The organism is Burkholderia orbicola (genome assembly GCF_900100915.1).
GTDB classification, from domain to species: Bacteria; Pseudomonadota; Gammaproteobacteria; order Burkholderiales; family Burkholderiaceae; genus Burkholderia; species Burkholderia orbicola.
In genome coordinates, this window is the sequence record NZ_FNKW01000002.1 from 2,872,620 (window position 1) to 2,897,915 (window position 25,296).

General features: G+C 59.2%; 31 protein-coding genes and 3 pseudogenes. 19 read left to right on the top strand and 15 right to left on the bottom strand.

Features of this window, described 5'->3' with window-relative positions; genetic code table 11:
* The first annotated feature begins 40 nt into the window (after positions 1–40).
* Positions 41–637: a hypothetical protein gene (locus tag BLS50_RS29730; protein ID WP_074806398.1), complete on the top strand. Its 597-nt coding sequence runs from the start codon at positions 41–43 to the stop codon at positions 635–637.
* A 23-nt stretch (positions 638–660) separates the two neighbouring features.
* On the opposite strand, the gene BLS50_RS36455 is transcribed toward BLS50_RS29730, so the two are convergent.
* Complete coding sequence (locus BLS50_RS36455; RefSeq protein ID WP_256334218.1) at positions 661–783, bottom strand: hypothetical protein; 123 nt, start codon at positions 781–783, stop codon at positions 661–663.
* A 98-nt stretch (positions 784–881) separates the two neighbouring features.
* On the opposite strand from BLS50_RS36455, the gene BLS50_RS29735 reads away from it, so the two are divergent.
* From BLS50_RS29735 to BLS50_RS35685, 3 genes are all read left to right on the top strand, one after another.
* Positions 882–1,349, top strand: a complete 468-nt coding sequence (locus BLS50_RS29735) for a hypothetical protein (RefSeq protein WP_074806401.1) — start codon at positions 882–884, stop codon at positions 1,347–1,349.
* A gap of 5 nt (positions 1,350–1,354) precedes the next feature.
* Positions 1,355–1,525 carry a hypothetical protein gene (locus BLS50_RS36115; RefSeq protein ID WP_176934320.1) on the top strand — a complete coding sequence of 57 codons (171 nt, stop codon included), beginning with the start codon at positions 1,355–1,357 and terminating at the stop codon, positions 1,523–1,525.
* A 100-nt stretch (positions 1,526–1,625) separates the two neighbouring features.
* The gene (locus tag BLS50_RS35685) at positions 1,626–2,246 is read left to right on the top strand and encodes a hypothetical protein (protein ID WP_124620140.1); all 621 of its coding nucleotides are present in this window, start codon (positions 1,626–1,628) and stop codon (positions 2,244–2,246) included.
* Here the strand turns inward: BLS50_RS35685 and BLS50_RS36460 are convergent, their stop codons facing one another.
* The gene (locus tag BLS50_RS36460; protein ID WP_256334219.1) at positions 2,247–2,369 is read right to left on the bottom strand and encodes a hypothetical protein; all 123 of its coding nucleotides are present in this window, start codon (positions 2,367–2,369) and stop codon (positions 2,247–2,249) included. It abuts the gene before it with no gap.
* A gap of 139 nt (positions 2,370–2,508) precedes the next feature.
* Complete coding sequence (locus BLS50_RS29745; protein ID WP_124620141.1) at positions 2,509–2,802, bottom strand: hypothetical protein; 294 nt, start codon at positions 2,800–2,802, stop codon at positions 2,509–2,511.
* Positions 2,803–3,392: 590 nt separating this feature from the next.
* On the opposite strand from BLS50_RS29745, the gene BLS50_RS29750 reads away from it, so the two are divergent.
* Complete coding sequence (locus tag BLS50_RS29750; RefSeq protein ID WP_074806410.1) at positions 3,393–3,905, top strand: hypothetical protein; 513 nt, start codon at positions 3,393–3,395, stop codon at positions 3,903–3,905.
* A gap of 592 nt (positions 3,906–4,497) precedes the next feature.
* On the opposite strand, the gene BLS50_RS29755 is transcribed toward BLS50_RS29750, so the two are convergent.
* From BLS50_RS29755 to BLS50_RS35695, 4 genes are all read right to left on the bottom strand, one after another.
* Positions 4,498–5,016, bottom strand: coding sequence for a hypothetical protein (locus BLS50_RS29755; RefSeq protein WP_074806413.1), 519 nt, complete (start codon positions 5,014–5,016; stop codon positions 4,498–4,500).
* Positions 5,017–5,517: 501 nt separating this feature from the next.
* Entirely contained in the window at positions 5,518–5,985 is a 468-nt protein-coding gene (locus tag BLS50_RS29765) for a helix-turn-helix domain-containing protein (protein WP_074806418.1), read from the bottom strand.
* Between the two features lie 339 nt (positions 5,986–6,324).
* On the bottom strand, positions 6,325–6,813 hold the full coding sequence (locus tag BLS50_RS35690; RefSeq protein ID WP_124620142.1) for a hypothetical protein: 489 nt from the start codon (positions 6,811–6,813) through the stop codon (positions 6,325–6,327).
* A 165-nt stretch (positions 6,814–6,978) separates the two neighbouring features.
* Positions 6,979–7,377 carry a hypothetical protein gene (locus BLS50_RS35695; protein WP_124620143.1) on the bottom strand — a complete coding sequence of 133 codons (399 nt, stop codon included), beginning with the start codon at positions 7,375–7,377 and terminating at the stop codon, positions 6,979–6,981.
* A 127-nt stretch (positions 7,378–7,504) separates the two neighbouring features.
* Here BLS50_RS35695 and BLS50_RS29780 point away from each other — a divergent pair.
* The 11 genes and pseudogenes from BLS50_RS29780 to BLS50_RS29830 all read left to right on the top strand — a co-directional run.
* Positions 7,505–8,035 (top strand): annotated as a pseudogene (locus tag BLS50_RS29780) (ParB/RepB/Spo0J family partition protein); the annotation flags it as partial.
* Positions 8,026–8,280 (top strand): annotated as a pseudogene (locus tag BLS50_RS36465) (hypothetical protein); the annotation flags it as partial. The pseudogenes BLS50_RS29780 and BLS50_RS36465, both read left to right, overlap by 10 nt.
* Positions 8,232–8,615, top strand: a complete 384-nt coding sequence (locus BLS50_RS29790; protein WP_074806424.1) for a hypothetical protein — start codon at positions 8,232–8,234, stop codon at positions 8,613–8,615. The pseudogene BLS50_RS36465 and the gene BLS50_RS29790, both read left to right, overlap by 49 nt.
* Positions 8,612–8,860, top strand: coding sequence for a phage portal protein (locus BLS50_RS29795; RefSeq protein WP_074806427.1), 249 nt, complete (start codon positions 8,612–8,614; stop codon positions 8,858–8,860). The genes BLS50_RS29790 and BLS50_RS29795 overlap by 4 nt, the downstream gene beginning before the upstream one ends.
* A gap of 38 nt (positions 8,861–8,898) precedes the next feature.
* Positions 8,899–9,297: a hypothetical protein gene (locus BLS50_RS29800; protein ID WP_249191690.1), complete on the top strand. Its 399-nt coding sequence runs from the start codon at positions 8,899–8,901 to the stop codon at positions 9,295–9,297.
* A 221-nt stretch (positions 9,298–9,518) separates the two neighbouring features.
* Positions 9,519–12,230, top strand: a pseudogene (locus BLS50_RS29805) (type VI secretion system Vgr family protein).
* Positions 12,205–13,206 carry a hypothetical protein gene (locus BLS50_RS29810; RefSeq protein ID WP_012339756.1) on the top strand — a complete coding sequence of 334 codons (1,002 nt, stop codon included), beginning with the start codon at positions 12,205–12,207 and terminating at the stop codon, positions 13,204–13,206. The pseudogene BLS50_RS29805 and the gene BLS50_RS29810 overlap by 26 nt, the downstream one beginning before the upstream one ends.
* Positions 13,181–13,768 (top strand): hypothetical protein, encoded by a 588-nt coding sequence (locus tag BLS50_RS29815; RefSeq protein ID WP_124484571.1) that lies wholly within the window; start codon positions 13,181–13,183, stop codon positions 13,766–13,768. Before BLS50_RS29810 ends, BLS50_RS29815 begins: the two co-directional genes overlap by 26 nt.
* Before the next feature lie 232 nt (positions 13,769–14,000).
* On the top strand, positions 14,001–14,300 hold the full coding sequence (locus tag BLS50_RS29820; protein ID WP_074806850.1) for an H-NS histone family protein: 300 nt from the start codon (positions 14,001–14,003) through the stop codon (positions 14,298–14,300).
* A gap of 492 nt (positions 14,301–14,792) precedes the next feature.
* Positions 14,793–15,107, top strand: a complete 315-nt coding sequence (locus BLS50_RS35700; protein ID WP_124620146.1) for a hypothetical protein — start codon at positions 14,793–14,795, stop codon at positions 15,105–15,107.
* Positions 15,100–15,459 (top strand): hypothetical protein, encoded by a 360-nt coding sequence (locus BLS50_RS29830; RefSeq protein WP_074806433.1) that lies wholly within the window; start codon positions 15,100–15,102, stop codon positions 15,457–15,459. Before BLS50_RS35700 ends, BLS50_RS29830 begins: the two co-directional genes overlap by 8 nt.
* A gap of 172 nt (positions 15,460–15,631) precedes the next feature.
* Here the strand turns inward: BLS50_RS29830 and BLS50_RS29835 are convergent, their stop codons facing one another.
* Complete coding sequence (locus BLS50_RS29835) at positions 15,632–16,543, bottom strand: hypothetical protein (RefSeq protein ID WP_012339759.1); 912 nt, start codon at positions 16,541–16,543, stop codon at positions 15,632–15,634.
* A gap of 449 nt (positions 16,544–16,992) precedes the next feature.
* Between BLS50_RS29835 and BLS50_RS29840 the strand changes: the two genes are divergently transcribed.
* Entirely contained in the window at positions 16,993–17,433 is a 441-nt protein-coding gene (locus BLS50_RS29840; RefSeq protein WP_409410370.1) for a GNAT family N-acetyltransferase, read from the top strand.
* A 21-nt stretch (positions 17,434–17,454) separates the two neighbouring features.
* On the opposite strand, the gene BLS50_RS29845 is transcribed toward BLS50_RS29840, so the two are convergent.
* Positions 17,455–17,841, bottom strand: a complete 387-nt coding sequence (locus BLS50_RS29845) for a VOC family protein (protein ID WP_074806853.1) — start codon at positions 17,839–17,841, stop codon at positions 17,455–17,457.
* Positions 17,842–18,142: 301 nt separating this feature from the next.
* Here BLS50_RS29845 and BLS50_RS29855 point away from each other — a divergent pair, with 301 nt between their 5' ends.
* Complete coding sequence (locus BLS50_RS29855) at positions 18,143–18,433, top strand: hypothetical protein (protein WP_074806436.1); 291 nt, start codon at positions 18,143–18,145, stop codon at positions 18,431–18,433.
* A gap of 204 nt (positions 18,434–18,637) precedes the next feature.
* On the opposite strand, the gene BLS50_RS29860 is transcribed toward BLS50_RS29855, so the two are convergent.
* The 3 genes from BLS50_RS29860 to BLS50_RS29870 form a co-directional block, all read right to left on the bottom strand.
* On the bottom strand, positions 18,638–19,402 hold the full coding sequence (locus BLS50_RS29860) for a hypothetical protein (RefSeq protein WP_175807742.1): 765 nt from the start codon (positions 19,400–19,402) through the stop codon (positions 18,638–18,640).
* A 50-nt stretch (positions 19,403–19,452) separates the two neighbouring features.
* On the bottom strand, positions 19,453–20,061 hold the full coding sequence (locus tag BLS50_RS29865; RefSeq protein ID WP_011547407.1) for an acyl-homoserine-lactone synthase: 609 nt from the start codon (positions 20,059–20,061) through the stop codon (positions 19,453–19,455).
* 210 nt (positions 20,062–20,271) lie between these two features.
* On the bottom strand, positions 20,272–20,715 hold the full coding sequence (locus BLS50_RS29870) for a DUF4902 domain-containing protein (protein WP_011547408.1): 444 nt from the start codon (positions 20,713–20,715) through the stop codon (positions 20,272–20,274).
* Positions 20,716–20,788: 73 nt separating this feature from the next.
* Here BLS50_RS29870 and BLS50_RS29875 point away from each other — a divergent pair, with 73 nt between their 5' ends.
* Positions 20,789–21,508, top strand: coding sequence for an autoinducer binding domain-containing protein (locus BLS50_RS29875; protein ID WP_011547409.1), 720 nt, complete (start codon positions 20,789–20,791; stop codon positions 21,506–21,508).
* Between the two features lie 48 nt (positions 21,509–21,556).
* Here BLS50_RS29875 and BLS50_RS29880 read toward each other — a convergent pair whose 3' ends face one another.
* The 3 genes from BLS50_RS29880 to BLS50_RS29895 all read right to left on the bottom strand — a co-directional run.
* Positions 21,557–22,264, bottom strand: coding sequence for an MgtC/SapB family protein (locus BLS50_RS29880; RefSeq protein WP_006483946.1), 708 nt, complete (start codon positions 22,262–22,264; stop codon positions 21,557–21,559).
* A 305-nt stretch (positions 22,265–22,569) separates the two neighbouring features.
* A complete protein-coding gene (locus BLS50_RS29890) occupies positions 22,570–24,114 on the bottom strand; it encodes a TolC family protein (protein ID WP_074806444.1) in 1,545 nt (514 codons plus the stop codon).
* The coding region (locus BLS50_RS29895) for an FUSC family protein (RefSeq protein WP_176934322.1) at positions 24,101–25,296 on the bottom strand (1,196 nt) is incomplete at its 5' end. The genes BLS50_RS29895 and BLS50_RS29890, both read right to left, overlap by 14 nt.

Consider the following 25,296-nt stretch of genomic DNA (forward strand, 5'->3'; position numbering starts at 1 on the left):
TACGATTCCAGACAACAATTACGCAGAATCGGGGTAGGGGATGGATGGACTAGAATTCACTTCGAAAGTCATCGAGGCCGTTGCTTGGCCGGGGACAATCGTCATCCTTGTTTTCAAATTCAGCGACCGCTTTCGCGACTTGCTTGGCAAGTTGACGGAGGTCACGTTGCCGGGCGGAATCTCGGGAAAGTTCGAAGCTCCGTTGCGAAAGGCCGAGTATTTGCGAGAACAGCTTCAGTTGGATTTCGGGGATGACGTCGATGTCGAAGCCGATGATGTCCCGGAAACTGATCCTGTTGCGCTGTCCGCAAATCCAACCGGCGTAATAATGGAGGCGTGGAAGGAGTTGAACTTAGTAGGCGCCGATCTCGTGAACAGTTCAGATCTGTCGGTCACAAACCGACTTATCTTCGCCACCGCGGGGCCTACAGAGATTGTCAACCTTCTCATTAGGGAGAGGCAACTTCCCGATGCCGAAGTGCACTTGTTGCGAGAGCTTCAGCAAATTCGAAATAGAGCGGCACATTCCATACGCGATCGTCCGACTCCCGACGATGCGGAGCGATTCCTTTCGCTGGTTCATTCCTTGAAGCTGGCGTGGCTTAGCCGAATCTCTGCAGCAGGTCCACGTGAATGAAATGCTTGGCTTGTTGCGGTATGTCAGGACAGTGGCATCTCCGATGCTTGCCGATCATCGTCAAGATTTCCGGATAGGACGGCTTGCAAGTAGAGAAACGCGAGGACGGCGACGAACGCGCCCAGCCAGATTTTCAGAAGGGTCATCGCGGCACTCCCGCACGGTAGGTAACAGAGGAACCAGACGCAGCCGATAGCTGCTCATTCAGCTTGCTATGATTTGCGCCAAAATACGCGAGGGTGGGATGGAAAAACTGAAGTCGTTCGCGGTACCGGGCGCTTGCTTCGTGATCGCGATCTTTGTCGCGTGGCTTGGCGCGACCACGTTCGGCACGGCTGGCTATAGGATCGAAAACATGGCGTATTGGATACAGGCCACTGGCTCGATTGCTGCTATCGGCGGTGCATATTTCCTTGGGCGCAGAGAGGAAGTGTTTCAGCGAGATCTGGCCGAAAAAGCTCGCGCAGATCATCTTGCGAACCGGCATTCGACCCTGAAGGCCTTGGTGGACGATGCGTACGCGCGCGCGAAGAAGCTGGAATTTTCCACAAGAGACGAAGGTGATTTCGGGATGCTCGCCTTTGTATCCGTCTCTGCGGACACCATGCAGGATTCGATCGACCAGCTCCGATCGCTGCCGGTGTTTGATCTTGAATCTGGTGAGCTGGTCGAGCCGTCCTTGGAATCCGCCGACGTTGCGAAAGCCTGCTGAGCCATATGAAATACTACAACGAAAGCCGCTTCGATCCACCTGAACATTACCCTGGGGACTATGCTGTAAAAGCGACCATGAACAATAACTTTGCGCAGCTTGACGAGTGCTATCAGAAATTTCTCGACGTTGTTGGTGGCGAACGAGTTGCGATTGAGCCGCCGGATTTTTATTAGCCTACGCCATCGCTGGCCCGTATAGCAGGCACGTGACGTCAGTCACGTCTTGGTGAACAAGGATGCCATGCTACGATGCACCCCAAATCAAGGGGGGGCGATGAGGAAAGTGTGGCAGTGGATTGAAGTTGGGTTTGCGATTGTTGCGCTAGGTATTGTGCTCGCGTTTCTTGTCTACGCATTCAAACGTCAAAGCGAAGGTGCGGCCGCATGGATTCAAGCGATTGGGTCAATCGCCGCTATCTTGGGTGCATATTGGATTGGAGAGCGTCAGTCGGCGGCGAATCTGAAGCACGCTCGTGAAATGGACGAGCGTGCGCTTCGTCGCAGGTTGGATGCATATATTGCCGTTGTTGAAGGCGCGCGAGACCAAGCCGGCAACGTTGCGCGATTAGCCTCTAGCTTGAACAGAGCGGACTTCTATCGCACGTGGGAGGGGCAAAACGGACCGATTCTTGCGGGTGCGTTGACTGCCGTTGAACAAATTCCCCTCCAGGAGTTGGGGAGTGCAACCGCGGTTCGAGCGTTGATCATCATAAAATCTGCGCTTTCCCAGATGGTTCAAACCGTTCACGATCGAATGGAGTCTCGTGATAATTCCGATCACGCTCTCGATCGATTTCGCGCAGACCTTCAGCGGTATCACGCGACTGTCGAACTCTATTGTCTACACATAGCCCACCACGATACCAATGAAAAATCGGTTAGAGGTTCTGCATAGTTACGTGCAGTAGGTGCTGGTACAGCTTGCCGATTCGTCCCATTGCTGGGTAGTAGCAAGAACCAGCACTGCGGCGATGAGTACGCCGAGGCTCTTGAGCCACAGGATCAGAAGGGCTTTCACGACCACACTCCCATCAGCGCTTCGATCGGGGGGGGCGACCGCGCGGGCAAGTAGGTAGAAGCCGGCGATCACACAGAGCGGAATCCAATCTCGATTCATCGTTACCTCACGTTGTTGATCTTGCGTGGCGCGGTCGTAATTAGATGACCGCACTCAGCGACGTGCTGCCGTCGCCGTGTTCGGTGCGAAGCATCAACGGTGCTCCACCGAATAGCTCAGGGCGAAGCTCGCGCAGCGCGTTACTGAAGTTCTGCGGTGCTTCGAAGCCGGCGCCGAGGAGGGCGGTCGTGACCGCGAGCTCGGGATCATCGTCACCGGGCGTGAAGAACGACGCGACGATGGGGATCTTGCGTTCCTTGCAGATTGAGATGATCTGCGTCATGAGCGGCGAGATCTGCTCGTCGTAGATCTGTTCCTTGGTGGTCGCAGTCAAATTTTTCTCCAATATGTTTGGTAATCCGAACATAAGACAGCGCTCAACGAGCGGCACTCGCGTTCAATGCCGTCCGATCAACGCTGTCGAAGCATTCAAGGGCGCGCACTCGGTCATAGGATGCGGACAATCCGCGGGCCGACCGCGCGCCATTCAACGCTCCGGCATTCCAACAACGTTCAGGGAGGGCGCCTCGATACCACTACGGGGTGGCGATGGATACGGGCTGTTTAGAGCCGCCGCGCCGGCTTGAGGCGCCCTCACTGAAAGCTGTTGAGCGGTGTCGGGCGCTACCCCGTTTCTCGGCTACACCGTCGAGCCGGCCGGTTGCTCCCAGTACTGCGGTCCCGGCGCACTAGCACTCTTAAAGATCGACCGCATCGGCGGTGGCGCAGCGTTCTGTACTGCGTTGGGTTGAGATATACGCGAATGAATGGAAATGGCAAGAAAAAACTAAACGCAAATGGATAAATGTTTGGGGGAGGCGGAAGAGTGGCGGCATGCTTACGCCGTGCTGACATATCGCTTGCGTATGTGGCTCCGGCGGATCCGGCGCCGAAGAATGGTGTGCGCACTAAAGAGACCAGAAGATGAACAAATACGCGATCGCGGGCGCGATCATTGCGGGGGCCGTGCTTGTCGCGTGCGGGAACGGCAAGGACGACAAGGGGGATGGTGTTTCCGCTCCACTTGGAATCGCTGAGCCGTGCGGTTCCGACAGCGTGAAGTCCGGACAGAGTTTCAGCATCACTGGCCAAGGGATCCCAATCCTTGCGGCCCCCAATGCCGAGGCCGAGAAGCTTGTTAACGAGAAGGCCAGTCAAGTCACGCATTCGACCGAGTACATGACCGTCGATAACTCGACCACGGTGACGGAAGAATGCACCAAAGGCGAATGGTCGCGCGTTTATGTTACCGACCCGGAATGGCTGCGTGATACTCACATTGGCTGGATCCCATCGAGTTCCTTGCGTAAACCTCAAGTAGACTCATCCGGAAAGCGAGTATTCACGGAGGCAGACTTCGCATTTGATGACGTGACTCGGCCCTACAAAACGACCATTATCGATGGAGTGAACCGGATCTACCGCGAAAACGACTGATGCCGCGACATCAGGCCGGATTCAGCCTATATCAGCGGCTCAAAAGGCACAAAGGACGAACCAGTATTCTACGTAACGTGCGGGTCTGGTGCCGGTGCGTTCAATGTGTACTTTTCTGGCAGGGATGTTGCCGGTGATAGAAAGCTTGTGACGCCGAGCAACATTGACCGTGCCCAAGCCGTGTCGCTATGTAAGGAGTATGCTCGATCCCACGCGACCCACTCGAGCACTGTGGATTTTTCACGTTTTGTAGATTTGAGTGTCACAGATCATCCGAACGGTAACACGAGTGTTAGATCGAGCTTTACCGCCCGAAACAGCTACAACCTTGAGATGAAGCACAACATCTCGTGCCTTCTCAACTCATCTGGTTTGATCGAGGCGAATATCAGCGAGTCCGAGTAAATCAAAAAGTTGCGCCATCCCAATCCGGTGGCGCATATTCCGGGAGCAAGCCGGGAACGAGTTATGATTCCCAGCGACGTGGTTACCGTTTTCGAGCCACTGATCGTAGTGAAACAGAAAGGGACTTGGGCGAGACCGGTGTCAGATGCGACGCACACGAACTTTGGTGGCGTTGATGTTTGACAATTCAAGTGTCGTCGGCGCCGCCTGTCTCAACGCTAAGTTTTGTACAGGCGAGTTCCTGGGCCACCGAAAGGTAGAGGCGAAAAATACTAGGAGAGACCGAGAACGGAACACTTCCATCAGGGTTGGGTTCTCGGATCGCTTGGCGCCATTGTTCGACCTTTCGGGAGGCTTTAAACATTAGGGTGACATCGTCTTCAATGTCTTTTACGGTGAGGGTGAACATCTCATTGTATCCCTCATGCGCCATTTTGTTTCGACGTCTGCGAAGTATAGTCAAAGCGGCAATTTCTGCTTGATCGAGGATGCCAGCTTGAACTAGCGTTGGCTCACAGAATTGCAAGGTTTGATCTGCCGTCTTGCATGCCTTTTTCTCAAATTCCTGAAGACGGCTTGGGTCATACTTGCTCAGGTACCCATGCATCTGAGCGCGAAACGTCAATACCATTGATTCGAAAGCAACGGTGTATAACCCGACCGCGACGAGGTTTTGGCCGATGGTGTTAAGGAGTTTCTCGGTCATGTCGAATGGTGTCTATTGTTGAGAGCCTGTGGCGACCTATGACTATGGGGAGCGTTGCACGTCCGGTATTAGATATTGGATTGTCGCCGAAAAGTCGCTCGACATAGGCCGCGTCGACCATATCGGTATGGCCCTACTAAGTGAGTCGTGGAATCTAGTTGAAAGGTTTTCCTGTCAGAGGCTAAACTACTGTGCATGCATACAGTATTCTAGGTAGGTAGGCGGGGGCTAGGGTGGATCGAGAGACGAACGCGAGCGGGCTGCGGTGCAGACCGGGGGATTTGGCAAAGGTAAAAGAGGCATGGAGTCCGGCCCTAGTTGGCCGGATCGTCCTGATTAAGGCCGCCCATTCGAGAACCGAATGGGTTGTTACCTTGCTGGGGGAGCCTGGGGTGACGCTAACAAAAAATAGGAAGCGTATAACCGCTGGCAACTGCGCGCTCGCGTATGACTCTGCGCTCAAACCTATTCGGGCCGCTGGTCCAAGTGAGCGTGGAGATCTTATGGCTGCAGGTGAGGAAGGTCACCATCATCAGCGGAGCCTTGCTGCGCCGGTATCAGTCTGAGCAATGTCATGACGGCGGCAAAAGCGTCCTCTGGGACCCCCGCCTCGCTGGCACGCTTAATCTCGGAAATCAATTTCTGGGCGTTTGGCGGAAGAGGGCGTGCAGTCTCAGTCGCGCGCTCATGAGGCTGCGAAGCGTATAGCTCTGCCACAAACTTCGGGCCGCGTTCGGTCAGAAGCCACTCACATGTGACGCCGAAGGGAATCGCAAGCGCGGCCAAAGTCTCCAGCTCTGGAACCGATCCACCGCGGAGGATGCGGCTGATCGTGGGCTGAGGAACCCCAGTATCACGCGAAAGCTTGCTCTGCCCACGTTCCCCATAGTTGGGGTGGGCAAGAAGCAGCTCTCTCAATCGATCACCGACTTTTTTCATGGCGAGACTATGCGTCAATGAATAGGCCATATCAACAAATCACTCGATCGCGCATTGGCAATTAATCATTCGCGTATAGAATGCCGGCGTGGACATGCCAACTACCGCCTCGGGGCTTCTCCGCGATATCAAGACTCAACGCCGTCTGAGCGAAGTCGCGATTGCGCACCGACTCAAGATTTCCCAGCCGACGGTCAATCGAATCCTGCGAGGGAAATCGGACTGCAAGAGCAGTACGTTCGTGGCGATACAGGCGTGGTGGAGCGAGCTCGCTCAACAAAAGGAGATCGCATGAAGCGCCTGTACGCACGTCTGCTTCATTTCGTCGCGTCGGATGTCCTTCGCTCCACAAAAGCAGATTGGCTGGCGTCAAAAAAACTCGAACGTTGCGCGCGGAGGCTGTCCGTCCGTGACGTAGACAGTCTCGCACGATGGGCAGCGGTAGCTACCGTGGCGTCCATACGGCTGCAGGGCGATCTCATCGCCCTTGCTCATGCAGGGCTGGCAAAGGTAGTGCGGAGCATCGCAACCTCCGTCGATGTGGTTATAGCGGTACGCGAGCGTTCCGCCGCCGATGTCCGCCAGAACGTACTGACCGCGGCGATTCGCATTCGCCTTGAGCTCTTGGTTTTCACGCTCGAGAGCGGCAAGTTTTTGGTCCAGCGCGCGCATATCTTGCGCCGTCTTGAGTGCTTCTTGGGTCGCCACCAGGGCAGCTTGGTTGATTTCTCGGAGCTTGATTTCAAGTTCGGCGGTTTTGGCTCCCACCTTCGCTTCGTCGCGGACACTGAGCGCGTTTTTCAGAAACTCGAACGTGGTGTTTGCCGCTCCGACTGCGGAGACAAGTGAATCAATCATGAGTGTTATTTCACATTCCGTAACGTTAGTGGAGGTCGCATGAAGCGCTTATACGCACGTTTGGTCCTCTGGCTGATCAGGCCGGCGCTCAACCTCAGGGCGGAGCGCCAGCAGCATCACGAGGGTCAGCTGATCCAGGCGTTTCGCGACTTAGCGGCGCGAAAGTTAGGCTGATTCATACCCTGCGTTTGCACGGGCACGGCTGAAGATTTCATGGACTTCCGCGCGGTACTTTTCACCGAATGATTGTGGTGCTGCTGAATTGCCGAGTTGCCATATCGAGGACGAAAGGAGGGTGCGCTCATAGGTGTCAAGCATTTCTTTGCCGTTCGGGTGGGCTTTGGAAGCCAGTGCTAAGGCCGCCGCGATCCCGACCGTGTGAGCGAGCGACATTGCAATCCCGTTCTCGAAGTTTTTCGCATCTTGTTCGTTCATGAGGGTTCCCCGTATCGGAATGGTTGTGAGAGCTGCTAATTCTACAGATAGGGCCGGAACCCTCTCCTTAATCCGATCTGCATCGAGATTTGATGCTTGAAGTTTAGAAAATTCGACCTTCAAGGTCATTCAATCAGTTTTGAACGGAGTTGAGTTGCTATGAACACGATTGAGGTCATCCGGAGACCCAGCATTGAGCGGGCGTTTCGGGAAGCGCTAAGCGATCCGCGCAGCCGCGGTCCGCTGATGCGCTCGGCTGGGACGATTCGCAGGTGAGCCGTTTCCTCTCGGGGAATCTCGGCGTGCCGATCAACAAGACCCGTCGCACCCTCTGTACGACCGGCGCGTGCATCAAGATCCGAACCCGAAGACGGTGTTGAACTACCGCGCGATCGGGGTGCGTAAGCCGGTGCTGTTCTACAAGGATCCGGAGACCGGCAAGAACCTGGTCATCGACGGCCGCACGCGGGTGATCAATGCCCGCGAGCTCAATCGGCAGTTGATCGCCGCGGGCGAGCCGCCGATCACAATCCCGGCCATCCCGCAGAAGGTTATCAATGACGGCGGTAAGTCGTTCTCTGCCGTGATGGTTAGCACGAACGAGATCCGCAAAGAGGATTCGCCGATTAACCGCGCCGAGAAGATGGCGCGCATGCTCGACGTCGGCCACACGGAAGAAACCGTCGCAACCATGTTCGGCGTCGAGGTGCCGACGGTCCGCCAGCAGTTGAAGTTGCTCGATTGCACGGCTGCCGTCCGTGATGCGCTCGAGGCCGACCAGATCTCTGCCGACTGAATCCGATGGACGACACGGTAGTGCCATGTCATTCGAACCAAGGGCTACACGGCAAGGCGGGTGGTCTGAAGGCGAAAAATGAATTCACGGTTCCCGGATGTAGCGCTTGTCACGCATGGATCGACCAGAACCGCGTGGGTACGCCGAAGCAGATCAAGTTCGATGTGTGGGATCGGGCATACGAGGAATGGGCGCCAGTGCGCACCAGAAAGATGGGAGAAGCAAATTGCCAGTGAGACTGTGGATTGAGATTCCGGACGGCGTATATAGCGCGTCGAGAAAGCGCGGTGGCGGCGGAATCGTGTTCTATGAGCGCACCCGCGAGATCGATGCGACCGTGTTCCGCATCGCCCGTATCGCAACCGTCAAGCGGCAACTGATCACGGCCGTCGAAGTGGACGCGTTCATTCCCGAAATGCATCGGGCGCGCATGCCGAAGACCGATCCGCGGTGGGTTGAGCCGGGCGTGTTCCGGACGAAGGCGTACGTCTACCGCAACCAGAAATGCCGCGCGCTCGGCCAGTTCTTGCAGAGCGGCGCATTCCAAGTCGATTTGAGGGACGGGGCATGAGCGCAGCCGCGTGCATCTTGTACAGCGATGTGCCTGAGAGGCTGCTCATCTCGGCAATCCACCATTTCGACGGGGTGACTGGCGCGGATCTCATCGCCTTCGACGAATGTCCGTTCAGCGGCGAGATCACAGAGACGGAACATGGCACGCAGATCGCGTTTCCGTGGCCGCGCAACCGGACGATGCGCCATGCGATCGGCGATTGGCTCACGCACTACAGCATCAACTTCACGGTCGTCATGTAACGACTAACGACCGGTGTCTCAAGCAAATCGAAAATAGGATGAACATGACGATCGACGAAAGCAACCAGATCGAAGAACTGCTCGACGAATGGTACGACTGGCAGGCAGGTTATGTGCCGAGTCTCGGTTATGGGCGCGTCGATCCGTCGTGTCGTGGCTTCTCGGAAGACGAACGCACGTTGACGACCGACGAGCGATCGGAGGAGGCCGACCGGAAGGCGGCGAAGAAGCGCGTGGAACAGGTTGACGTGTGCGTTGACGCTCTCACGTGGCAGGAGCGCGCAGCAATCCAGCGACACATGAAGGCTGAGCGAATCGGCGCGATGAACGAGGCATGCAGCGCAAAAGTCTGGAGCAATCCACGCGGACTCGATGTGTCGGACGCTCATGCGAGCTATCAGGCTGCGAAGGAGGTGTTATATCCGTACGTGAGTTAGCGTAGTCTGTTGAAGGAGGCGCGCGCGGCCTATAGTGAGTAAGGCTAGACCTAGTTGCTGTCATCGCCATTTGCGCAGTGTCTGTAGGTATCCTGCATATAAAGACTATACGAATTAGCAAATTTTTGAGAGCATCGCCGCGCCTTTTGTACAATCGCAAATGAGAGTCGAGTTGAATTACCAATTCGAAAGATTGCGTAATAAAAAAGAAAGGTGTGCAGATGGACACGCATGACTTGGTTCGAGCAATACGAGGCGGTCTGATTCAGCAGGATCGCCTTCTTAAGCTTGACACGCCGTTAGGCAATGATGTGCTGCTTCCGCATCAGATGGTCGGTCAGTCCCGTCTCGGGCGTCACTTCGAATTTGTTGTCGATGTTGTGTCGACAACATCGAGTATTGAGCTCAAGAACCTCATAGCCCAGCCCGTGACGTTGTGGATCCAGCAGCGCGATGGGACATATGCGCCACACAATGGCTACGTGCACACGGCGAGGCGCCTCGGCGCCGATGGTGGTTTAACGTTCCATCAGATCACCATAGCCTCTTGGATGCACTTCCTCCGATTTCGTCGCGACCAGAAGATCTGGCAAGACAAGCCTGTCGATTCGATCATCACCGACATCTTTAATGCGCATCCGCAAGCGCGCGGCTTCTTCGAGTTTCATCTTTCCAACTCCTTGCCGTCACTATCTTTCTGCCGCCAGGATGAGACGGATTGGAACTTCGTCCACCGGCTTCTGGAGGCTGAAGGACTTTACGGCTACTGGAAACACGATGGCGATGGTAAGACACATCGGCTTGTTATCACCGATCGCCTGAGTGCGCTAGACCAGGCGGTGCCGCTCTCGTTCACTCGCGCCGGCACAACTATCGCTTCCGATGGACTTACTCAGTGGAGCGGTAGCCGCACGCTCCAAAGCACATCGCTCACGACTCGCACGTTCGACTACAAGAACCCAGGGAGCGTGTTCAACTCAAAGGGCACGTCCCTGCCCACGATGCCGAATCAGGGCGATCTGCCTGAGCAGGCGGAAGTCTATCAATACACCGGTGCGTACACCTTCATGGCACAGGAGCGGGGAGATGCCCTGTCTAAGACGCGTCTGGAGGAGTGGGAGTCTCGATCGAAGCGCTTTTTCGGCATGGGAGGCTGGCGTGCAGCTGACGCTGGCAAGCGGTTCACCTTGAATGGACATCCCGAGCATGACGGTGACTCCGGTGAGCAGCGCGAATTTGCCGTCATCGCGGTACGTTGGACTGTCCGAAACAACCTGCCGGTTACGCGTGCGTCGGCACGAATGCCTCACAGTCTCGATCAGCAGATTGAGGAATCGGGTATTGAAGACATGTACGGAGCCACACCCGCGCCGGTAGCTCTTGATGGACCCACGGGCGCTTATCAGGTCGAGATCGAGGCCCAACGCACCACCGTTCCGTTCAGGAGCCCGTTTGAACATACGAAACCGACAACGCATCTCGAGACTGCAATTGTGGTCGGCCCGCAAAATGAAGAGGTTTACACCGACGAGTTGAATCGTATCAAAGTGCGGTTCATTTGGGATCGAGTCAATGAAGGTAACGAAAGCGCGTCGTGCTGGGTGCGCATTGCGCAGTCAGATACTGGAAGCGGCTACGGCGCAGTCCACTTGCCGCGGGTCGGCGAAGAAGTCTTGATCGATTACGTCGGAGGAGACTGTGACCGTCCGATCGCAATCGCACGCGTGTATAACGGCGCAACGAAACCTCAATGGCATACGAATGGGTTGCTATCAGGGTACCGGTCGAAAGAGTTCGCCGGAGCTGGATACAACCAGATGGTAATGGACGACTCGACTGGCCAAAACAGGGTGCAACTTTTCAGCAGCCAAGCGAACTCAGCACTTCATTTGGGCTACCTGATCGATCAAGCGGGCAATGCTCGTGGTGACTATCTGGGGAGTGGCTTCGATTTACGTACGGACAATTACGGTGCCGTCCGAGCGAACCGTGGGCTCTATGTTTCGACGTATCCGAAGACGGTCAACAGTCAGCCCCTCGACGCCCGCGAAACTCAACAGCAGTTAGTGCGGGCAGAAAGCTTGATCGAGTCACTGTCGGACGCGACCAAGGCTCATAACGCCGAGGATCTGCAGGCAGGGTATGACGCTCTCAAACAGCTGACCGATGCGACGCAAGAGGCCGCCACGGGTGCGGCGTCTGGTGGCCGTACTGCGGGCGGCGGTACTGGTTCCGCGAACGTTTTCAAAGAGCCCATCATGCTGTTTGGCAGCCCGTCGGGTATCGCGCTCTCGAGCAACGAATCGGCACACCTGTCTGCCGCCCAACACGTTAACATCGTGAGCGGTCAGAGCACGCATCTCGCTGTCGGAAAATCGCTGATCGCGAGTATCGCTGACAAGCTCAGCATCTTCGTCCAGGGCGCAGGGATGAAGTTGTTTGCCGGCCGCGGGAAGGTCGAGGTCCAGGCGCATTCGGACAACATCGAACTGACCGCGTAGAAATCGGTGAAAGTCCAATCGACAACCGCGAAGGTTGAGGTTGCAGCCGACCAGGAGATCTACCTTACTTCTGGTGGCGCTTACATCCGCATTGCAAATGGGGATATCCAGATCCACGCGCCAGGAAAGATTGATATCAAGGGAGCATCGCACAGTCTGGACGGACCGACGGCACAAGGCTACGTGCTTCCTGGGCTACCCCATGCCGGCGACGCGCCCCGATATCATGAGCAGTTCCATCTGGTCGAGGACGACGGCGAGACAGTATTACCACACACGCGCTATGAAATTGAGAGCGAGTCGGGGAAGAAGTGGAGCGGCTACAGCGACGCCGATGGTTTCACGCAGCATATCTACACTGAACAGCCGGAGTCCCTATCTCTGACGATCTACAAGGAGGTCGATGATGACGACGAAGACCAAGAAGCGTAAGACTGTAAAGCGCCACGTGAGGCATGCGTCGACGACCAATGCTGATCAAAATTCACTGACGAAAGCAGTTATTCAGAACGACGTTGGCGAATGGGTACGGCCGGCGACGGGAGACAAGTTTTACATCGACGAAACAGCCAAATTCCCTTCGGTGACGTTCGAAATTAAGACCACCGAGCCGCCTCCCTATCAATGGAAGTGGACCATCGTATGGGACGCACAGGTTAGTCCGTTTCGAAAATCGGGTAAGCGTGGTAAGAAGGTCAGGTCATTCTCGGAGACGGGATCATTCACCAGTAACGATACGACGTGGGAAGCTACGCTCAACGACAAGATCCTTGGCGGGAAGCTGTCTGTCGAAGTCAAGGCAGGTAGCACTGAATTCCGGCGGACGGTGTTCGTCCTTGGTAAGAATCCGTCGAAGGATGACGTGCTTGCGTATCTAAAGCAGATTCCGAACACCATTGGCTTTGACTTGATCCTTGAGCAAGAGAGCCACTTCAAGAATTTTTGGGATACCGACAATGAACCTGTGGTCGCAGGCGACAAAGGTTTCGGTATGACTCAGATGACCCATCCCTCGCCTACGTATGAGCAGGTGTGGAATTGGAAAGAGAACATGAAGGCGGGAACGTCGCTGTTTCAGCAAAAACAGAGGGATGCAATCTCCAGCTTCAAGGGGCATCCATATACTGAGGACCAGTTGAAACACGAAACCTTCACAAGATGGAACGGCGGCAGTTACTATCAATGGAACGCGAAAACGCAGCAGCTCGAGCGTCAAGATATGCTATGTGACTCGCAGACCGGCAATATCGGCTGGAACCCCGCCGATCCCACAAACGCGGGCAAGACGGAAGCAGAGTTGCATGAGCGCGACAAGGACGAGTACAAAAAGATGAAGGCTGGTCAGAGCAAAGACCATCGATGGACCTATTCAGGTATTTGTTATGCCGATCACATTCTCGGAAACTAAGTGGTGGTTGTGTGCAGCGGCGCTTTCGATTGCTGCAAGCGCGTTCGCAGAGACCGCAGCACCTAATTCGATCCGGCTGTCAAATGGCCGTGAGATGCAACAAGACGGTAAGCACTTGGTCGAGGTCGATGTTGGACACCATCGTTCAGCGACGGTGCAATTGCCGCTGGCACTTCGTCGGGCCGTAGCTTCCGCATCGAGTATTGGATTCCCATCGGCGAGCTCGAAGGTCGTCGACGGGAAGGAATTCGTATTGGTTGTTGTGAACCAGTCGTCCAGCAACAATCCGATGGGCTTCTGCGGCTCGGGAGAGGAAGGTACCCTCTACGTCCTCCAAATGAAGGGAAATGTCGCCGCCTCGAAGTATGCGATGCCCGTGCAAAGTTGTTTGAATAGCGTGTCGCTCGACACCGACGTGAACAATCGCTCACCGTACCTCGCGATCGAATGGCTAGACGGCTCCCCTGGTTTCAAGATTGCATGGACCAATATCGACGACGCTGGTCCCGCAACCCGTGAGTATCGCTACAACGGCAGTACATTCGTCGAAAGCAAGAAGTAGTTTTTGTCGATGTAGGCTTGAAAAACTTCTGCGACATCGTTGGCAGTGTGCCGAGTAGCTCGGTCTGGTCGACGAGCTCACTCGCCGTCAGGTGTCGCACCTCTGAAAGTTGTGCGGTCTCCTGCGGGTAACCGAGGCTTCCATTGGAATCCACACATGCACGATATCGACGTGCTCCTTCGCTTAAGTCAAAACGTCTATCATATGCACGACACAACAATTGGAGGAATGCATGGCGACCTACAAGGAACTGAAAGCCCAAGCGGAGGCATTGGCCGAGAAAGCAGAGGCTGCGCGGCGGGCCGAGATGCAATCCACTATCGATGACATTCGTACCAGGGTCGCAGAGTACGGCATCACCGAGAAGGACATTTTCGGTGCACGTCGTGGCAAATTAGCAAAGCAAAAGACGGTGCCTGTGGAGGCGAAGTACCGTGATCCAAAGACTGGCGTGACTTGGTCAGGCCGTGGCCGCGCGCCGGCTTGGATCAAGGATGCCAAGAACCGGAACCGATTCCTGATCGAAGGGTAAATCTTTTTAGTAGATGGGGGTTGTAAACCCGCCCGCGTTTCGCTATATTGACGACGTCGGGCGCGAGGTGCGTCCGAGTAAAGCCCGCAAGCGAAAGCAAGCGGGCTTTTTTATTTTCACGGATGGGCGCAAGAGTCCATGCGAGACAGAACTTCACGACGCCCAGTCATGAGTTCGTCGCGACGTGGGTCGTCTGCCGTCCAGGTATGCGTATTGAGTTCGCCTTGGTAATAATCGAACTGCCGGCGTAAGAAATCACACTGATTGGAAGCCTTCAATCGCTCGGTCAGAAGTGCAATTTGGGACGTCTGCTCATTGACGGTCTTCTGAGAATTATTAAAGGCGTCCTTCCAAGTGCCGAAATTCTTGCGAATTGTGTCAAGCTCGCCCTGAGTGTCAGATAGCTTTCGTTTTGTGGAATCAAGCTCGTCCGTGGCACTTCGACACTCGCTATGCGCAGAGTCTTTGCCAATCTGGGCGCCTAGGGTATACATGACGCCAAACGCACCACAAACTGCCACGATTGCACTCAAGGAGAAAATTGAGCGGCTGAATGAGTATAATGCGAACGAGCCCGACGATATTCAAGAAATAAAAAACATACTCCATGAAATCTCCGGTCAAATGCGGGGGGAGCAGCGTCTATCGGATGCGATTCCAGATTTGGTGCTTAAGATAGATCGCTTAGCGAATGGAAGAAAACTGTCGGAGACATCCAAGCCGTCTATTGTAAGCGAGATGCGCGAGAAACTGAAAAATATTCAAGTTGTGAATATTGAATCTATTGCAGGGGTTGGGAATGAGTAAAATTTTTCAGGCGGTAAATTCGATGGTTTTCAACAGGAATCTCATAACGAATGTAGTGAAGGGTGAAAGCGAGTATTTTTTCTTGTACAAGAATAAATATAAATGGTCAATTGCTCAAAGGGAAGATGAGACATACCTCTGGTATTACCCTGGCTCGATAACTTTGGAGGCGCTGAGCCGCTGCGAGCAAAGTGGGGATTGGGAGTCTGTAGATATGGTGAAATATTCCGATAGGGAAATCGGTACAAAAGAAGCAATTGCATCTTTCTCGGAGCTATTTGTTGTCGTCAAGGAAAAGCTCTATCGAATAGATGATGTGCTCGACGATATCATTTCGGATGATGGGATTTGAAGAGTGGCTGACGACGCCGAACGTCGAGGTCGCGCGCGCGATGCTGCAGCTCTATCCGGCGGACGAAATGTATGCAGAGGCGAAGTGAAGTGATTCGGCGTTACGCCAAATTCGCCGATGAGGCTTGCTGTATAAGGCTAGGGTGGGGTGTCACTGGTCCCCCCCGGGAGCATCACGCTCTAGGATTCTGATTGTCTTGGCGTTGGGCCTGCGCTTCGGCGAAGGCTTGCGCCTGTGCCTGTAACGCAACCTCGAGGCTGGCCGTCGTTTCGTCTAAGAACCGTGTTGCCGCGGTGGCGTTATCGGTGAATACCTGGCGCACTGCCTCGAGATCGTCGCCTTCAAAATTGAAGTCTTCTCGAATCGCAACGCATGCCGTACTCATTGCTTGGGCTAGATCTGGGTACAGAATCAGCATTTCTTTCAGAAAATCAACCTGCGCTCTGCTCAATTCAAGCCCCACTTCGTCACGCTGAATGGTCCAGTGATCAATCATCCGGTTGCAAAAATCGATCTGCCTGACCAGAAAATCATCGCGCTCTTGATTCACGCCTTCGTTATAAATGACGTCCAGTCGAGATTGAATCCAGCGGTCCCGGTCTTGGCTATTGCGGTCGATCAGCGCGATAGCGGCTGACATTCGACTATGGGCGTTCATAATCGGCTGGCGGCAGATCAACAGTTTGGTGTACAGGACGCGCATCCTCTCGGTCAGTGTCCCAAGCGTGCGCACTGTTTCGGGGCTCGCGATCGCGCTCGCTTTCCCAAGTTTTGCCGCTGCGTCGGCGTACTTTTCAGTTACGTCATCCTGCGACGTCACCGGGTTGGACAGACCACCAATCGCAGACGTTGCAATGACGGTCGCTTCGATTGCTGGCATGTAGATATCCCGCCGCAATTCCATCTCTCGCTCCACTTTGCTTTCGCTCGCCGAGTGTGCCAGCTGTTGCCGATGGCGCTTTGAGAGTCCAGCATTGGTGACGAGCACACCTAAGACTGTGATGAGGGAAGCGACGATTCCAGACCAAACAACGTTGGGGATGCGTGAAAGTACGTCGTAGGCAATAGTGATAATTTCGGACATGTCCCCGGTCTTCCCGTAGCATTCGAACGCGCGAGTTGTAAGTGAATTTTGGTTTTGGGGTTATTCTATTCCAGCCACAGACGGCATGGCAGGTGGGCCGGCAGTCGATCTGAAGTCGTTATCGTTGGCGTAAGTTTTGGCGTAGCTTTTTTGATGTGGCTATGCATGGTGTTACTTCGAGGAAAACGAGTAACCCGAGCGGGCGCGCCTGCGCTCATTTCTCGTCATCCGTTGTTCCGATCGTTGCCGGTACACGCGACGATCGCGATCTTTCCCCTTCGTTCGGGAAGTCATCTGCATTGCACGCGCCGTCTATCCGTTTCGCATTTCCATGACGATCACGCCATTCAGAATCGAAACCGAACGCCTGACGCCGCGCCGCTGGCGACCTGCGGATGCGGAAGCGTTATCGGCGATGCATGCGGATCCGGACGTGACCGCGTGGCCCGATGTCGATCGATGAGGCGGGTGCCGTCATTGCGCGCTTCGATGCGCATGTCGATGCGCACGGCTTCGGCCCGTGGGCGGTCGAGCGTCGCGCCGATGCATTGCTGGTCGGCGTTTGCGGCCTGTCGTATGAGGCCCGCGCAACGCATCCGATGGCGCCATGCGTCGAGATCATGTGGCGACAGGCGCGCCACGCGTGGGGGCATGGCTACATTGGCGAAGCGGCCGTTGCCGCATTGGCCGACGGGTTCGACCGGATCGGGCTCGGCGAGATCTTCGCGTGGACGGCCGACACCAACCTGCGATCGCAACAAGTGATGCAGCGACTCGGCATGCTGCGCCAGCCCGCGCGCGATTTCGACCATCCCGCGTTGCCAGAAGGGCACGCACTGCGACGGCACGTCGTTTACGTCGCCCGCTCCGGCAGCCACGCCGCCGTGTAACCGCTCACGCGTGTCAGCCCGTCAGCGCCACGTACCGTTCTGCAAAACGATCCGGTAACCGTCGGCATCCTCGAAGGTCTGACCTGATATTTCCCAGTACGGATTGAACGACGTCACCGGCATGAAGCCATGTACGGTCGCACGCTCGCAGGCGGCTTCCCATTCCGGCCGATCGGGCAGGTAGAACACGATCAGGTCCTCGGGCGTCGGTGACGGCGCGATCGGATGGTCGGGGCAGTGCGTGAACTCGAAGTGATAGTCGAGGCCTTCGCGTCCGAGCATCACGCCGGAGAAGCCGTCGTGATCTTCGAAGCGCGCCAGTACCGACAGATCGAGGCCGTCGCGATACATGCGTTCGGTGCGGGCGAGGTTGTTGACCGGGCGGGCAATGCGCAGATGGGCGTGCAAGATGACCTCGACGGGAAGTGGCTGGCCGGTCAATGATAAGCTGGCCGATCGCGATTGGGCGAGGCGAGCGGATCGTGTTTCGGGCGATACTGGCCGTATCGAACGATATCGATTCGGCCCGGCCAAACGAATCGAATTGTGTCGAGCCTCGTCTCGCGAAAGAAAAACATGACGCATTTCAATCCTGTGTGTGCACTCCGCATCGCAGCGGCTACTCGTCAGCAAGACATTCAAATTCATGCGTCCGGCAGCGCTTGCCGCACGATGCGCGGACACGCGCATGCCGGTAGGGAACTGACGAATGGGTAAGCCTGATCTGCGTCGGCCGGTTGCCGGACCCTATCGCCAGTCGCGATGGGCAGCCAGGCTGGAGGCCGCGTTCGGATGGGTGGCAAAGGGGACGTTGGTGCTGGCCGGCCTGGCGATGGTCGCGTTGGCGGCGCTGACGGGTGACGTGAGCGCCTTGGCGGACCTGCCGTCGACCAGGAAAGGGTGGTTGTACCTGCTCCTGATACTGATCGCGGCGGTGGCGCTGTTATTTGCGCTGCATCACTACTGGGTGCGGCCGACCGGGATGCGTCCGGCAAGCTAGCCGGCGGAGGTGATGATATGGCCCCGTAAACCATTTAGGCAATAAAAAAGCCCGCTACTGTGAGCGGGCTGAATCCATGTTTGGAGACATGGAGGAGACAGACGTAAATTTAAGGGAAAACCCGGACGTTTGCAAGCCCTCGTTGCACCCGCGCAACTTGCCGCCGCGCAGACCGCGTTGCGGCGGCGCGCGGCACGGCCTCATTCACATGCCGGCGGCCCGTGCATGCGCCGCAAACGCGCCAAACCGCTCTTGCGCGACCGGCAGCGCGTATTTGCTGCGCATCTCCGTCTCGATCCATGTACACGCTTCGCGCGCGCAGTCGGTCAATGCGTGCCGCGTCGCGTGCCCGTCGATGTCGTAGACGAAACGCACGCCGACTTCATCATCGTCGACCTGTCGTTCGAGCTGATTGAGCTGCAGTTGCGGCCCGTGCTGTTGCGACAGCGCGCGCAGTTCGTCGAAGTGATATTCGAGCCAGTCCGCGAAGAACAGCGCGTCGCTGTGGCTGGGCAGGCGGAAGGCCGCGCTGCGCGACGGGCGCGCCGCGGTTTCGGCGGCCGCCACATGCGGTTCGCCGCCGCTGGCGACGGGCAGGGCGACCGGCGCGAGCGGGTGCCGAATCTGCCGGTACGGCTCGCGATCGCGTAATGCGTGCCACAGCAATTCGTCGCCGGCGGCGCCGGACGGCTGCATCGTCAGGTCGTGGCGGCCGTCGCCGGCCGGGGCGATGTCGCGGATCACGAGGCGCAGCGAGCACAGCGGCTCGTCCGCGACCAGCAGCGTTGCCGGGCGCGGCAGCCCGCACACGAGCGGCGCGGCGCCGACGGCACGAAACACGAGCCCGCGACGATCGAGCCGCACGAGCGGCAACGGCCTGGGAAACGACGGATAGGCGACCGCGATGCGGGCGCCGCCGGCGCTCGTCAACCCGGGCATCATCGCGCGAAAGACCTGAGACTGATCCACGTTGGTTCTCCTTCGTTACGATGCCGCCCGGATGGAACGCGCGTTCCAATTCAGGCGGCGATAGCTTGCCGGGTAGTCTGCCCCGGCTCTATTCCTAGCGCAGCAAACGTTTGCGGATCGATGTCGATCCAGCACGCGACCACCAGACGCCCATCTACCTGCTTCGGCGGGCCTGCGCGGTGCGCGTGTATGCCGATCCGGCGGAACAGCCGCTCCATGCTCGCGAACGTCACGCCGATCAGCTGCCGCGCGCCGAGCTGCGCCGCGCACTCGACGACGGCCGCGAGCATCGGACGCACGGCCCACTCCGCGTTGCCGGAGCCGCCTTCGTCGTCGGTCGCCGCGAATCGGGACAACTCCCAGACGGCGGCCGATTGCGGCAGCGGCATGTCCTCGGCGACCAGGTCGGCAAACAGCGACTTCAGCAGATACGGGCGCGTCGTCGGCAGCAGGCGCGCGCATCCGCACATGTCGCCGTCGGCGTTTCGCGCGAACACGTAGACGGTATCGTCGCGATCGAACTGGTCACGCTCGAAACTTTCGTTCGCCGACGGGAGCGCCCAACCGAGCTGTTCGACGAACACACGGCGCCGATAGCGCCCGAGATCCGCCGCGAGTTCGTGTGGCAACCGCCCTTCCTCGTGAACGAAGGTCTGCATGGATGTCCTCGGATCTGTGCTTTTATATGCGTGCATTACAGCGCGCGGCACGAGGAGCCTGTAACTGGTAACTCTTACAGGGTGGCGACGTAAAGACGCCATTCGGGACGTGGTAACGGTTTCTTGATCGACGGGATTGAAAACCGGGCGGCTTTTATTTATAAAGAGCGCCAGTCTGGCAAAATCGTCGGAAGAATGCGCGGCCGGTTGTCACTGGAGCGTGGGGCCGGCATGATAGGCGTCGTCGCGCCCGAGCAGGGCCGACGCGACCGCGGCAGGCCAGTCGATCGCGGCGAGCCGTGCGGTGAGCGCGGCGGCCGTGCGGAACATGCCGATGTCGGCGCCCCTGGCGTCGATGGCCATCACGTTGCTGCGGACGTCGCCGCCCGCGATCACGAACGTGCCCGTCGCGCGTTCGAGGTACCAGTCCCAGCCGACCGTCACGTAGGCGACGCCGGCACCGGCCGGGCGATGCCATTCGGTATAGCCGGCGAGGCGGGCGTCGATTGCGTTGTCGCGCAGTTCGGCCAGCAGCGACGGGTCGAGGCCGCTCGCGACATGGTCGAGCGCGAGTGCGGCCAGTGCGCCTTCTGACAGGCGTACGTAGCCGTCCGGGGACGGGCCGGGGACAGGGTGCAGCAAGGGTGAAGTCATGCGCGGAATGTATCAGCCTCGAACGGGTGCTGGAACCTGACAAGTATGACAGCGTGACGTTGTCGGAGAACGAATGGAACTGCGCTGGCAGGATGCCTACCAACAATTCAGCGCCGCGGAAGACGAGCAGCAGCTCTTCCAGCGGATCGCCGCCTATTCCAAGCGGCTCGGATTCGAATACTGCTGTTACGGCATTCGCGTACCGCTGCCCGTTTCGAAGCCCGCGGTCGCGATCTTCAATACCTATCCGGACGGCTGGATGGCGCACTACCAAGCGCAGAACTACATCGAGATCGACTCGACGGTTCGCGACGGCGCGCTCAGCACCAACATGATCGTCTGGCCGGACGTCGACCGGATCGACCCGTGCCCGCTGTGGCAGGACGCGCGCGATTTCGGGCTGTCGGTGGGCGTCGCGCAATCGAGCTGGGCGGCGCGCGGCGCATTCGGCCTGTTGAGCATCGCCCGCCATGCCGACCGGCTGACGCCGGCCGAGATCAACATGCTGACGCTTCAGACCAACTGGCTCGCGAACCTGTCGCATTCGCTGATGAGCCGCTTCATGGTGCCGAAACTGTCGCCGGCGGCGGGCGTCACGCTGACCGCGCGCGAGCGCGAGGTGCTGTGCTGGACGGCCGAGGGCAAGACCGCGTGCGAAATCGGTCAGATCCTCAGCATCTCGGAGCGCACGGTCAACTTCCACGTGAACAACATCCTCGAAAAGCTCGGCGCGACCAACAAGGTCCAGGCGGTCGTCAAGGCGATCTCGGCCGGGCTCATCGAAACACCTTGACGTGACGCCACGCGACGGCGGCGCCGGAGGCGGCGGCCGCCACGCGGCTCACTCCATCATCGGCTCCGCTTCCTTCGCGGTCCAGCTCACGCTGGAAATGCTTTTCTCCATGCTCATCCGGCTCGCGATCTGCTCGAGCTTCTGCTGATCCTTCGGATGCAGCTTCAACGTCGCGGTGACCTTCAGCCGGTCCGGCTGGTCGGGCACGTCCTCGCTCGTGAGACTCTGGAACGACAGCGGCTTCGCATACATCGCGTTCGACAGCAGCGTGCGGATGTGCACTTCGTCGGCGGCAAGGCAGATCACGGTGATCTGGTATTCGCGCACGAGATCGGCATTGGAGACGGGCGTCGCGTTGATGGCCTGGCTGACGCCGCGCAGCACCGTATTGGTAAGCAGCACGACGCCGGTGCCGGCGAGCGCGGGCACGTAGTGGCCGGAGCCGGCCAGTACGCCGACGGCGGCCGAGCACCACAGCGTGGCGGCCGTGTTGATGCCCTGGATCGAGCCCTTGTCGCGCATGATCACGCCGCCGCCGAGAAAGCCGACGCCCGACACGACGTACGCGGCGATCTGCGTGACGCCCGCGACGCCGTTGCCGGTCAGCACGCCGAGCGTGACGAACAGGCACGCGCCGCTCGCGACGAGCGTGATGGTGCGCAGGCCGGCCGTGCGCTGGCGCATCTGGCGCTCGAGGCCGATGGCGACGCCGCAGGCGAACGCGGTGAAAAGGCGAAGTGCGAAATCGAAAGTCATGGTTGTCCTGCCGTGCAAGAAGCGCATGCCGGCACGCGCCGCCGCGGCGCAAGGCCGAAGGCGACGCGGCGCTAGCCGTCATCGCGCGGTACTGTACCGCGCGAATGCGTCATTCAGTGTGAAACGGGTGAGCGTGCGGCTCGCGGAACGCGAGCCGTGGCAGGAGAACTGCGGCGGACAGGCGTTCAGGCGGCAAGCGGCGCACGCAACGGAGTGCTGCAACTGTCCACGATGGTTCCTGAAGGAAGAATGGGCGGCATTCTAGTGGGCGGCGCGCGCCTGCGTCAACCGCGTTGCGGCCGGCGCTACTGCGCCGAGCCGATCGTCCCGGTCGCGAGCGCGAGCGCGGCGGCGGCCGACAAGGCGCCGGCATAGCTGTCGACCTCCGCGTTGCGCGCGGCGAGCAACTGGCTTTGCGCGATCGTCGCGTCGGTGACCGAGCCGACGCCGTTCCGGTACGCGGTCAGCGCCGCGTCGTAGCTCGTTTGCGCGGCATCGACGAGCGCCTTCGCGGCGTCGTGCGAGGCCAGGCTCGTCTGCACCGCGTTCTGCGCGGCGACGACCTGGCGCACCGCTTCCTCCTTGGTCCGCGTGAGGCGCGCGGATGCGCTTTCCGCGTCGTTGCGTGCCTGCATCAGCACGGCCGAGCGCAGGCCGCCGTCGTACAGCGGGATCGTCACGCCGAGGAACACGCCGCCGCCGTAGCGGCTGCCGTTCAGGTTGACGGTCGGCGCCTGGTCGCCGATCGCCGGCAGCGCGGAAATGGACGTGCCGCCGCTCGCATACGACGTCGATGCGGACAGGAAGATCTTCGGCATGAACGCGGCTTGAGCCGCCTTGATCTTCGCGCGGTTGGCCTTTTCGACCGCGAACGCGCCCTGCAGGTCGGGGCGGCGCGCGATCGCGTCCGACACGATCGTGTCGACCGACGAACCGAGCGCGGGCGGCAGCGGCCGCTTCGGCAGCGCGGCGATGGTCGGCTTCGACAGCGGCGAGATGCCGAGCGCGGAGACGAGGGCGAGGTAACTGTCGCTCTCGGCACCGTTCGCTTGCACGAGCGCGAGATTCGCCTGCGCGCGGTTCTGCGTCGCCTGCGCGAGCTCGACGACCGTGCCGACGCCGTGCTTGAGCCGTGCGCGGGACGCCGCGAGGATCGCATCCGCGTTCGTGAGCCCCTGTTGCGCGCTGAGCGCGCGCGAGCGGGCGGCTTCGTAGCGGTAGTACGAGACCGTCACGTCGTGGATCACCTGCTGATGCACGGCCGTGAACGCGACGTTCGACGCGATCGATGCCTGTTCCGCCGCTTCGACGCGCGCCGCGCGGCCGCCGAAATCGAACAGCAGCCATTGCAGCGACAGCGCCGAAATCGTGCCGTGCGCGGTGGTGTTGCTCGATGAATCGCCGAGGATCGTCGACGTCGAGCCGTGGTTCGCCTGGTACGCACCCATCGCCGTCGCCGACAGGCGCGGGAGATAGGCGGACTTGGCGAGGCCCACCGCGAGCGCCGCGTTGCGCGCGTCGTTCCATGCGATGCGGGTCAGCGGATTGGCCGATTCGGCGAGATCGATCAGCTCGGGCAGCGTGTACGCATGCGCGGCGTCGAGCGCGGCCGGCGCCGAAACCGACGCGAGCGCGGGCGAGGCAGGCAGCGTGTAGTCATGCGCACCTTGCGCGGATGCCCGCGGCGGCGCCGCCACGATGTCGCCCGCGGCGGACGTTTGCGGCTGCCACGGGCGGTCGGACGCCTCCGGCGCCAGATCGATCGACGACGTCGCGCAGCCGGCCAGCGCGACGGCGGTCGCGAGCACGGTGGCGGCGATCGTGGCGGCCGGCGGTTCAGGTAGGCGCATGAGGGGCAGGCTCCTTCGGTGTGGCTTGACGGGCGGCGTCGGCGATCTGCGCGAGCCGCGTGTCGATCAGGTTCAGCAGCGCATCGCGCGCGGGGTCGGTGGGGGCGGCGGCGCTCGACGGTGGCGCCGCAGAAGGCGTGCGGGGCACGGTGTCGCCATTGCCCGGTTTGGTCACGCGCGAGAGCCGCGCGTCGATTGCCGCATCCCCGGGCCTGCGTTCGGCGAGCAGGAACAGCGGACCTTCGATCGCGCCGAGTTCCGCGAGCGCGCGCCGACGGGTGGCGAGCCACGTCGCGGCCGGCCGCACCCACGACGGCTCGTAATGGACCAGGCCGAGCTCCTGCGAGATCGCGCCGTGGCGGGCGAACGCTTCGGCGGCCAATGCGCGCCGTTCGGCCGGCTGCGCGATCTGCGCGATGCGTCGCCACTGGTCGAGCAGCGCGGCGAACGCGACGTCGATCTGCTTGCCGATGCTGACCGGCCAGATGCGTGTGAACACCAGATACACGACGACGTTGCCGAGCAGGATGCCGATCGTGCGGTCGCGCGCGATCGTCAGGTCGAAGCCGGGGCCGGCGCCCTGGATCACGCACAGGAAAAACGCGAACGCGACCTGGAAGCCCGCGTACGCGATGCGCGGCGAGCCGAAGGCGATCCACGCGGACAGCCACGCGCCGGCGAACACCAGCGCCATCAGGTGGCCGACCGACGACAGCACCGGCACGACGAACACGAGCGCGGCGGTGCCGAGCAATGCGCCGATGATGCAGCCGAAGATCCGCAGCGTGAGCTTCTCGACCGTTTCGGCCGTCGAGCCGAGCGACACGATGTAGCAGGTGACGACGCAGGTATGAATGCCCGACCAGTCGAGTTGCGAGTACAGCAGATAGCAGAAGATCGCCGCGGCGGTCGTCTTCAGCGCATAGCGGATGTGGTCGGGATTGGTGCGTGCGTCGGGCAGGAAGAAGCCGCCGCGTGGCGCCGGTGCCGGCGCGGCGGCGGGTGCTTCGGGCGTGGCCGCAGCGGCGGCGGGCGTTGCGTTGGCCGAAGCCTGCGTCGTTGCATCGGCCGTCGGAGTCGTCGGAGTCGTCGGCGCCGTCGCGCCCGGCTCCGCGAAATGCGTGATCGCATCCTGGAGATCGGTCGCGGCGATGCGTGCGAGCGGCGGCAGCGCGTCGGCCG

Excerpts from the sequence above, each read along its gene's own strand:
- BLS50_RS29730 (WP_074806398.1), top strand. The coding sequence starts at position 41 with ATGGATGGACTAGAATTCACTTCGAAAGTCATCGAGGCCGTTGCTTGG.
- BLS50_RS36455 (WP_256334218.1), bottom strand. The coding sequence starts at position 783 with ATGACCCTTCTGAAAATCTGGCTGGGCGCGTTCGTCGCCGTCCTCGCG.
- BLS50_RS29735 (WP_074806401.1), top strand. The coding sequence starts at position 882 with ATGGAAAAACTGAAGTCGTTCGCGGTACCGGGCGCTTGCTTCGTGATC.
- BLS50_RS36115 (WP_176934320.1), top strand. The coding sequence starts at position 1,355 with ATGAAATACTACAACGAAAGCCGCTTCGATCCACCTGAACATTACCCT.
- BLS50_RS35685 (WP_124620140.1), top strand. The coding sequence starts at position 1,626 with ATGAGGAAAGTGTGGCAGTGGATTGAAGTTGGGTTTGCGATTGTTGCG.
- BLS50_RS29750 (WP_074806410.1), top strand. The coding sequence starts at position 3,393 with ATGAACAAATACGCGATCGCGGGCGCGATCATTGCGGGGGCCGTGCTT.
- BLS50_RS29755 (WP_074806413.1), bottom strand. The coding sequence starts at position 5,016 with ATGACCGAGAAACTCCTTAACACCATCGGCCAAAACCTCGTCGCGGTC.
- BLS50_RS29765 (WP_074806418.1), bottom strand. The coding sequence starts at position 5,985 with ATGGCCTATTCATTGACGCATAGTCTCGCCATGAAAAAAGTCGGTGAT.
- BLS50_RS35690 (WP_124620142.1), bottom strand. The coding sequence starts at position 6,813 with ATGATTGATTCACTTGTCTCCGCAGTCGGAGCGGCAAACACCACGTTC.
- BLS50_RS35695 (WP_124620143.1), bottom strand. The coding sequence starts at position 7,377 with ATGACCTTGAAGGTCGAATTTTCTAAACTTCAAGCATCAAATCTCGAT.
- BLS50_RS29790 (WP_074806424.1), top strand. The coding sequence starts at position 8,232 with ATGGGCGCCAGTGCGCACCAGAAAGATGGGAGAAGCAAATTGCCAGTG.
- BLS50_RS29795 (WP_074806427.1), top strand. The coding sequence starts at position 8,612 with ATGAGCGCAGCCGCGTGCATCTTGTACAGCGATGTGCCTGAGAGGCTG.
- BLS50_RS29800 (WP_249191690.1), top strand. The coding sequence starts at position 8,899 with ATGAACATGACGATCGACGAAAGCAACCAGATCGAAGAACTGCTCGAC.
- BLS50_RS29810 (WP_012339756.1), top strand. The coding sequence starts at position 12,205 with ATGACGACGAAGACCAAGAAGCGTAAGACTGTAAAGCGCCACGTGAGG.
- BLS50_RS29815 (WP_124484571.1), top strand. The coding sequence starts at position 13,181 with ATGCCGATCACATTCTCGGAAACTAAGTGGTGGTTGTGTGCAGCGGCG.
- BLS50_RS29820 (WP_074806850.1), top strand. The coding sequence starts at position 14,001 with ATGGCGACCTACAAGGAACTGAAAGCCCAAGCGGAGGCATTGGCCGAG.
- BLS50_RS35700 (WP_124620146.1), top strand. The coding sequence starts at position 14,793 with ATGACGCCAAACGCACCACAAACTGCCACGATTGCACTCAAGGAGAAA.
- BLS50_RS29830 (WP_074806433.1), top strand. The coding sequence starts at position 15,100 with ATGAGTAAAATTTTTCAGGCGGTAAATTCGATGGTTTTCAACAGGAAT.
- BLS50_RS29835 (WP_012339759.1), bottom strand. The coding sequence starts at position 16,543 with ATGTCCGAAATTATCACTATTGCCTACGACGTACTTTCACGCATCCCC.
- BLS50_RS29840 (WP_409410370.1), top strand. The coding sequence starts at position 16,993 with ATGTCGATCGATGAGGCGGGTGCCGTCATTGCGCGCTTCGATGCGCAT.
- BLS50_RS29855 (WP_074806436.1), top strand. The coding sequence starts at position 18,143 with ATGGGTAAGCCTGATCTGCGTCGGCCGGTTGCCGGACCCTATCGCCAG.
- BLS50_RS29865 (WP_011547407.1), bottom strand. The coding sequence starts at position 20,061 with ATGCAGACCTTCGTTCACGAGGAAGGGCGGTTGCCACACGAACTCGCG.
- BLS50_RS29870 (WP_011547408.1), bottom strand. The coding sequence starts at position 20,715 with ATGACTTCACCCTTGCTGCACCCTGTCCCCGGCCCGTCCCCGGACGGC.
- BLS50_RS29875 (WP_011547409.1), top strand. The coding sequence starts at position 20,789 with ATGGAACTGCGCTGGCAGGATGCCTACCAACAATTCAGCGCCGCGGAA.
- BLS50_RS29880 (WP_006483946.1), bottom strand. The coding sequence starts at position 22,264 with ATGACTTTCGATTTCGCACTTCGCCTTTTCACCGCGTTCGCCTGCGGC.
- BLS50_RS29890 (WP_074806444.1), bottom strand. The coding sequence starts at position 24,114 with ATGCGCCTACCTGAACCGCCGGCCGCCACGATCGCCGCCACCGTGCTC.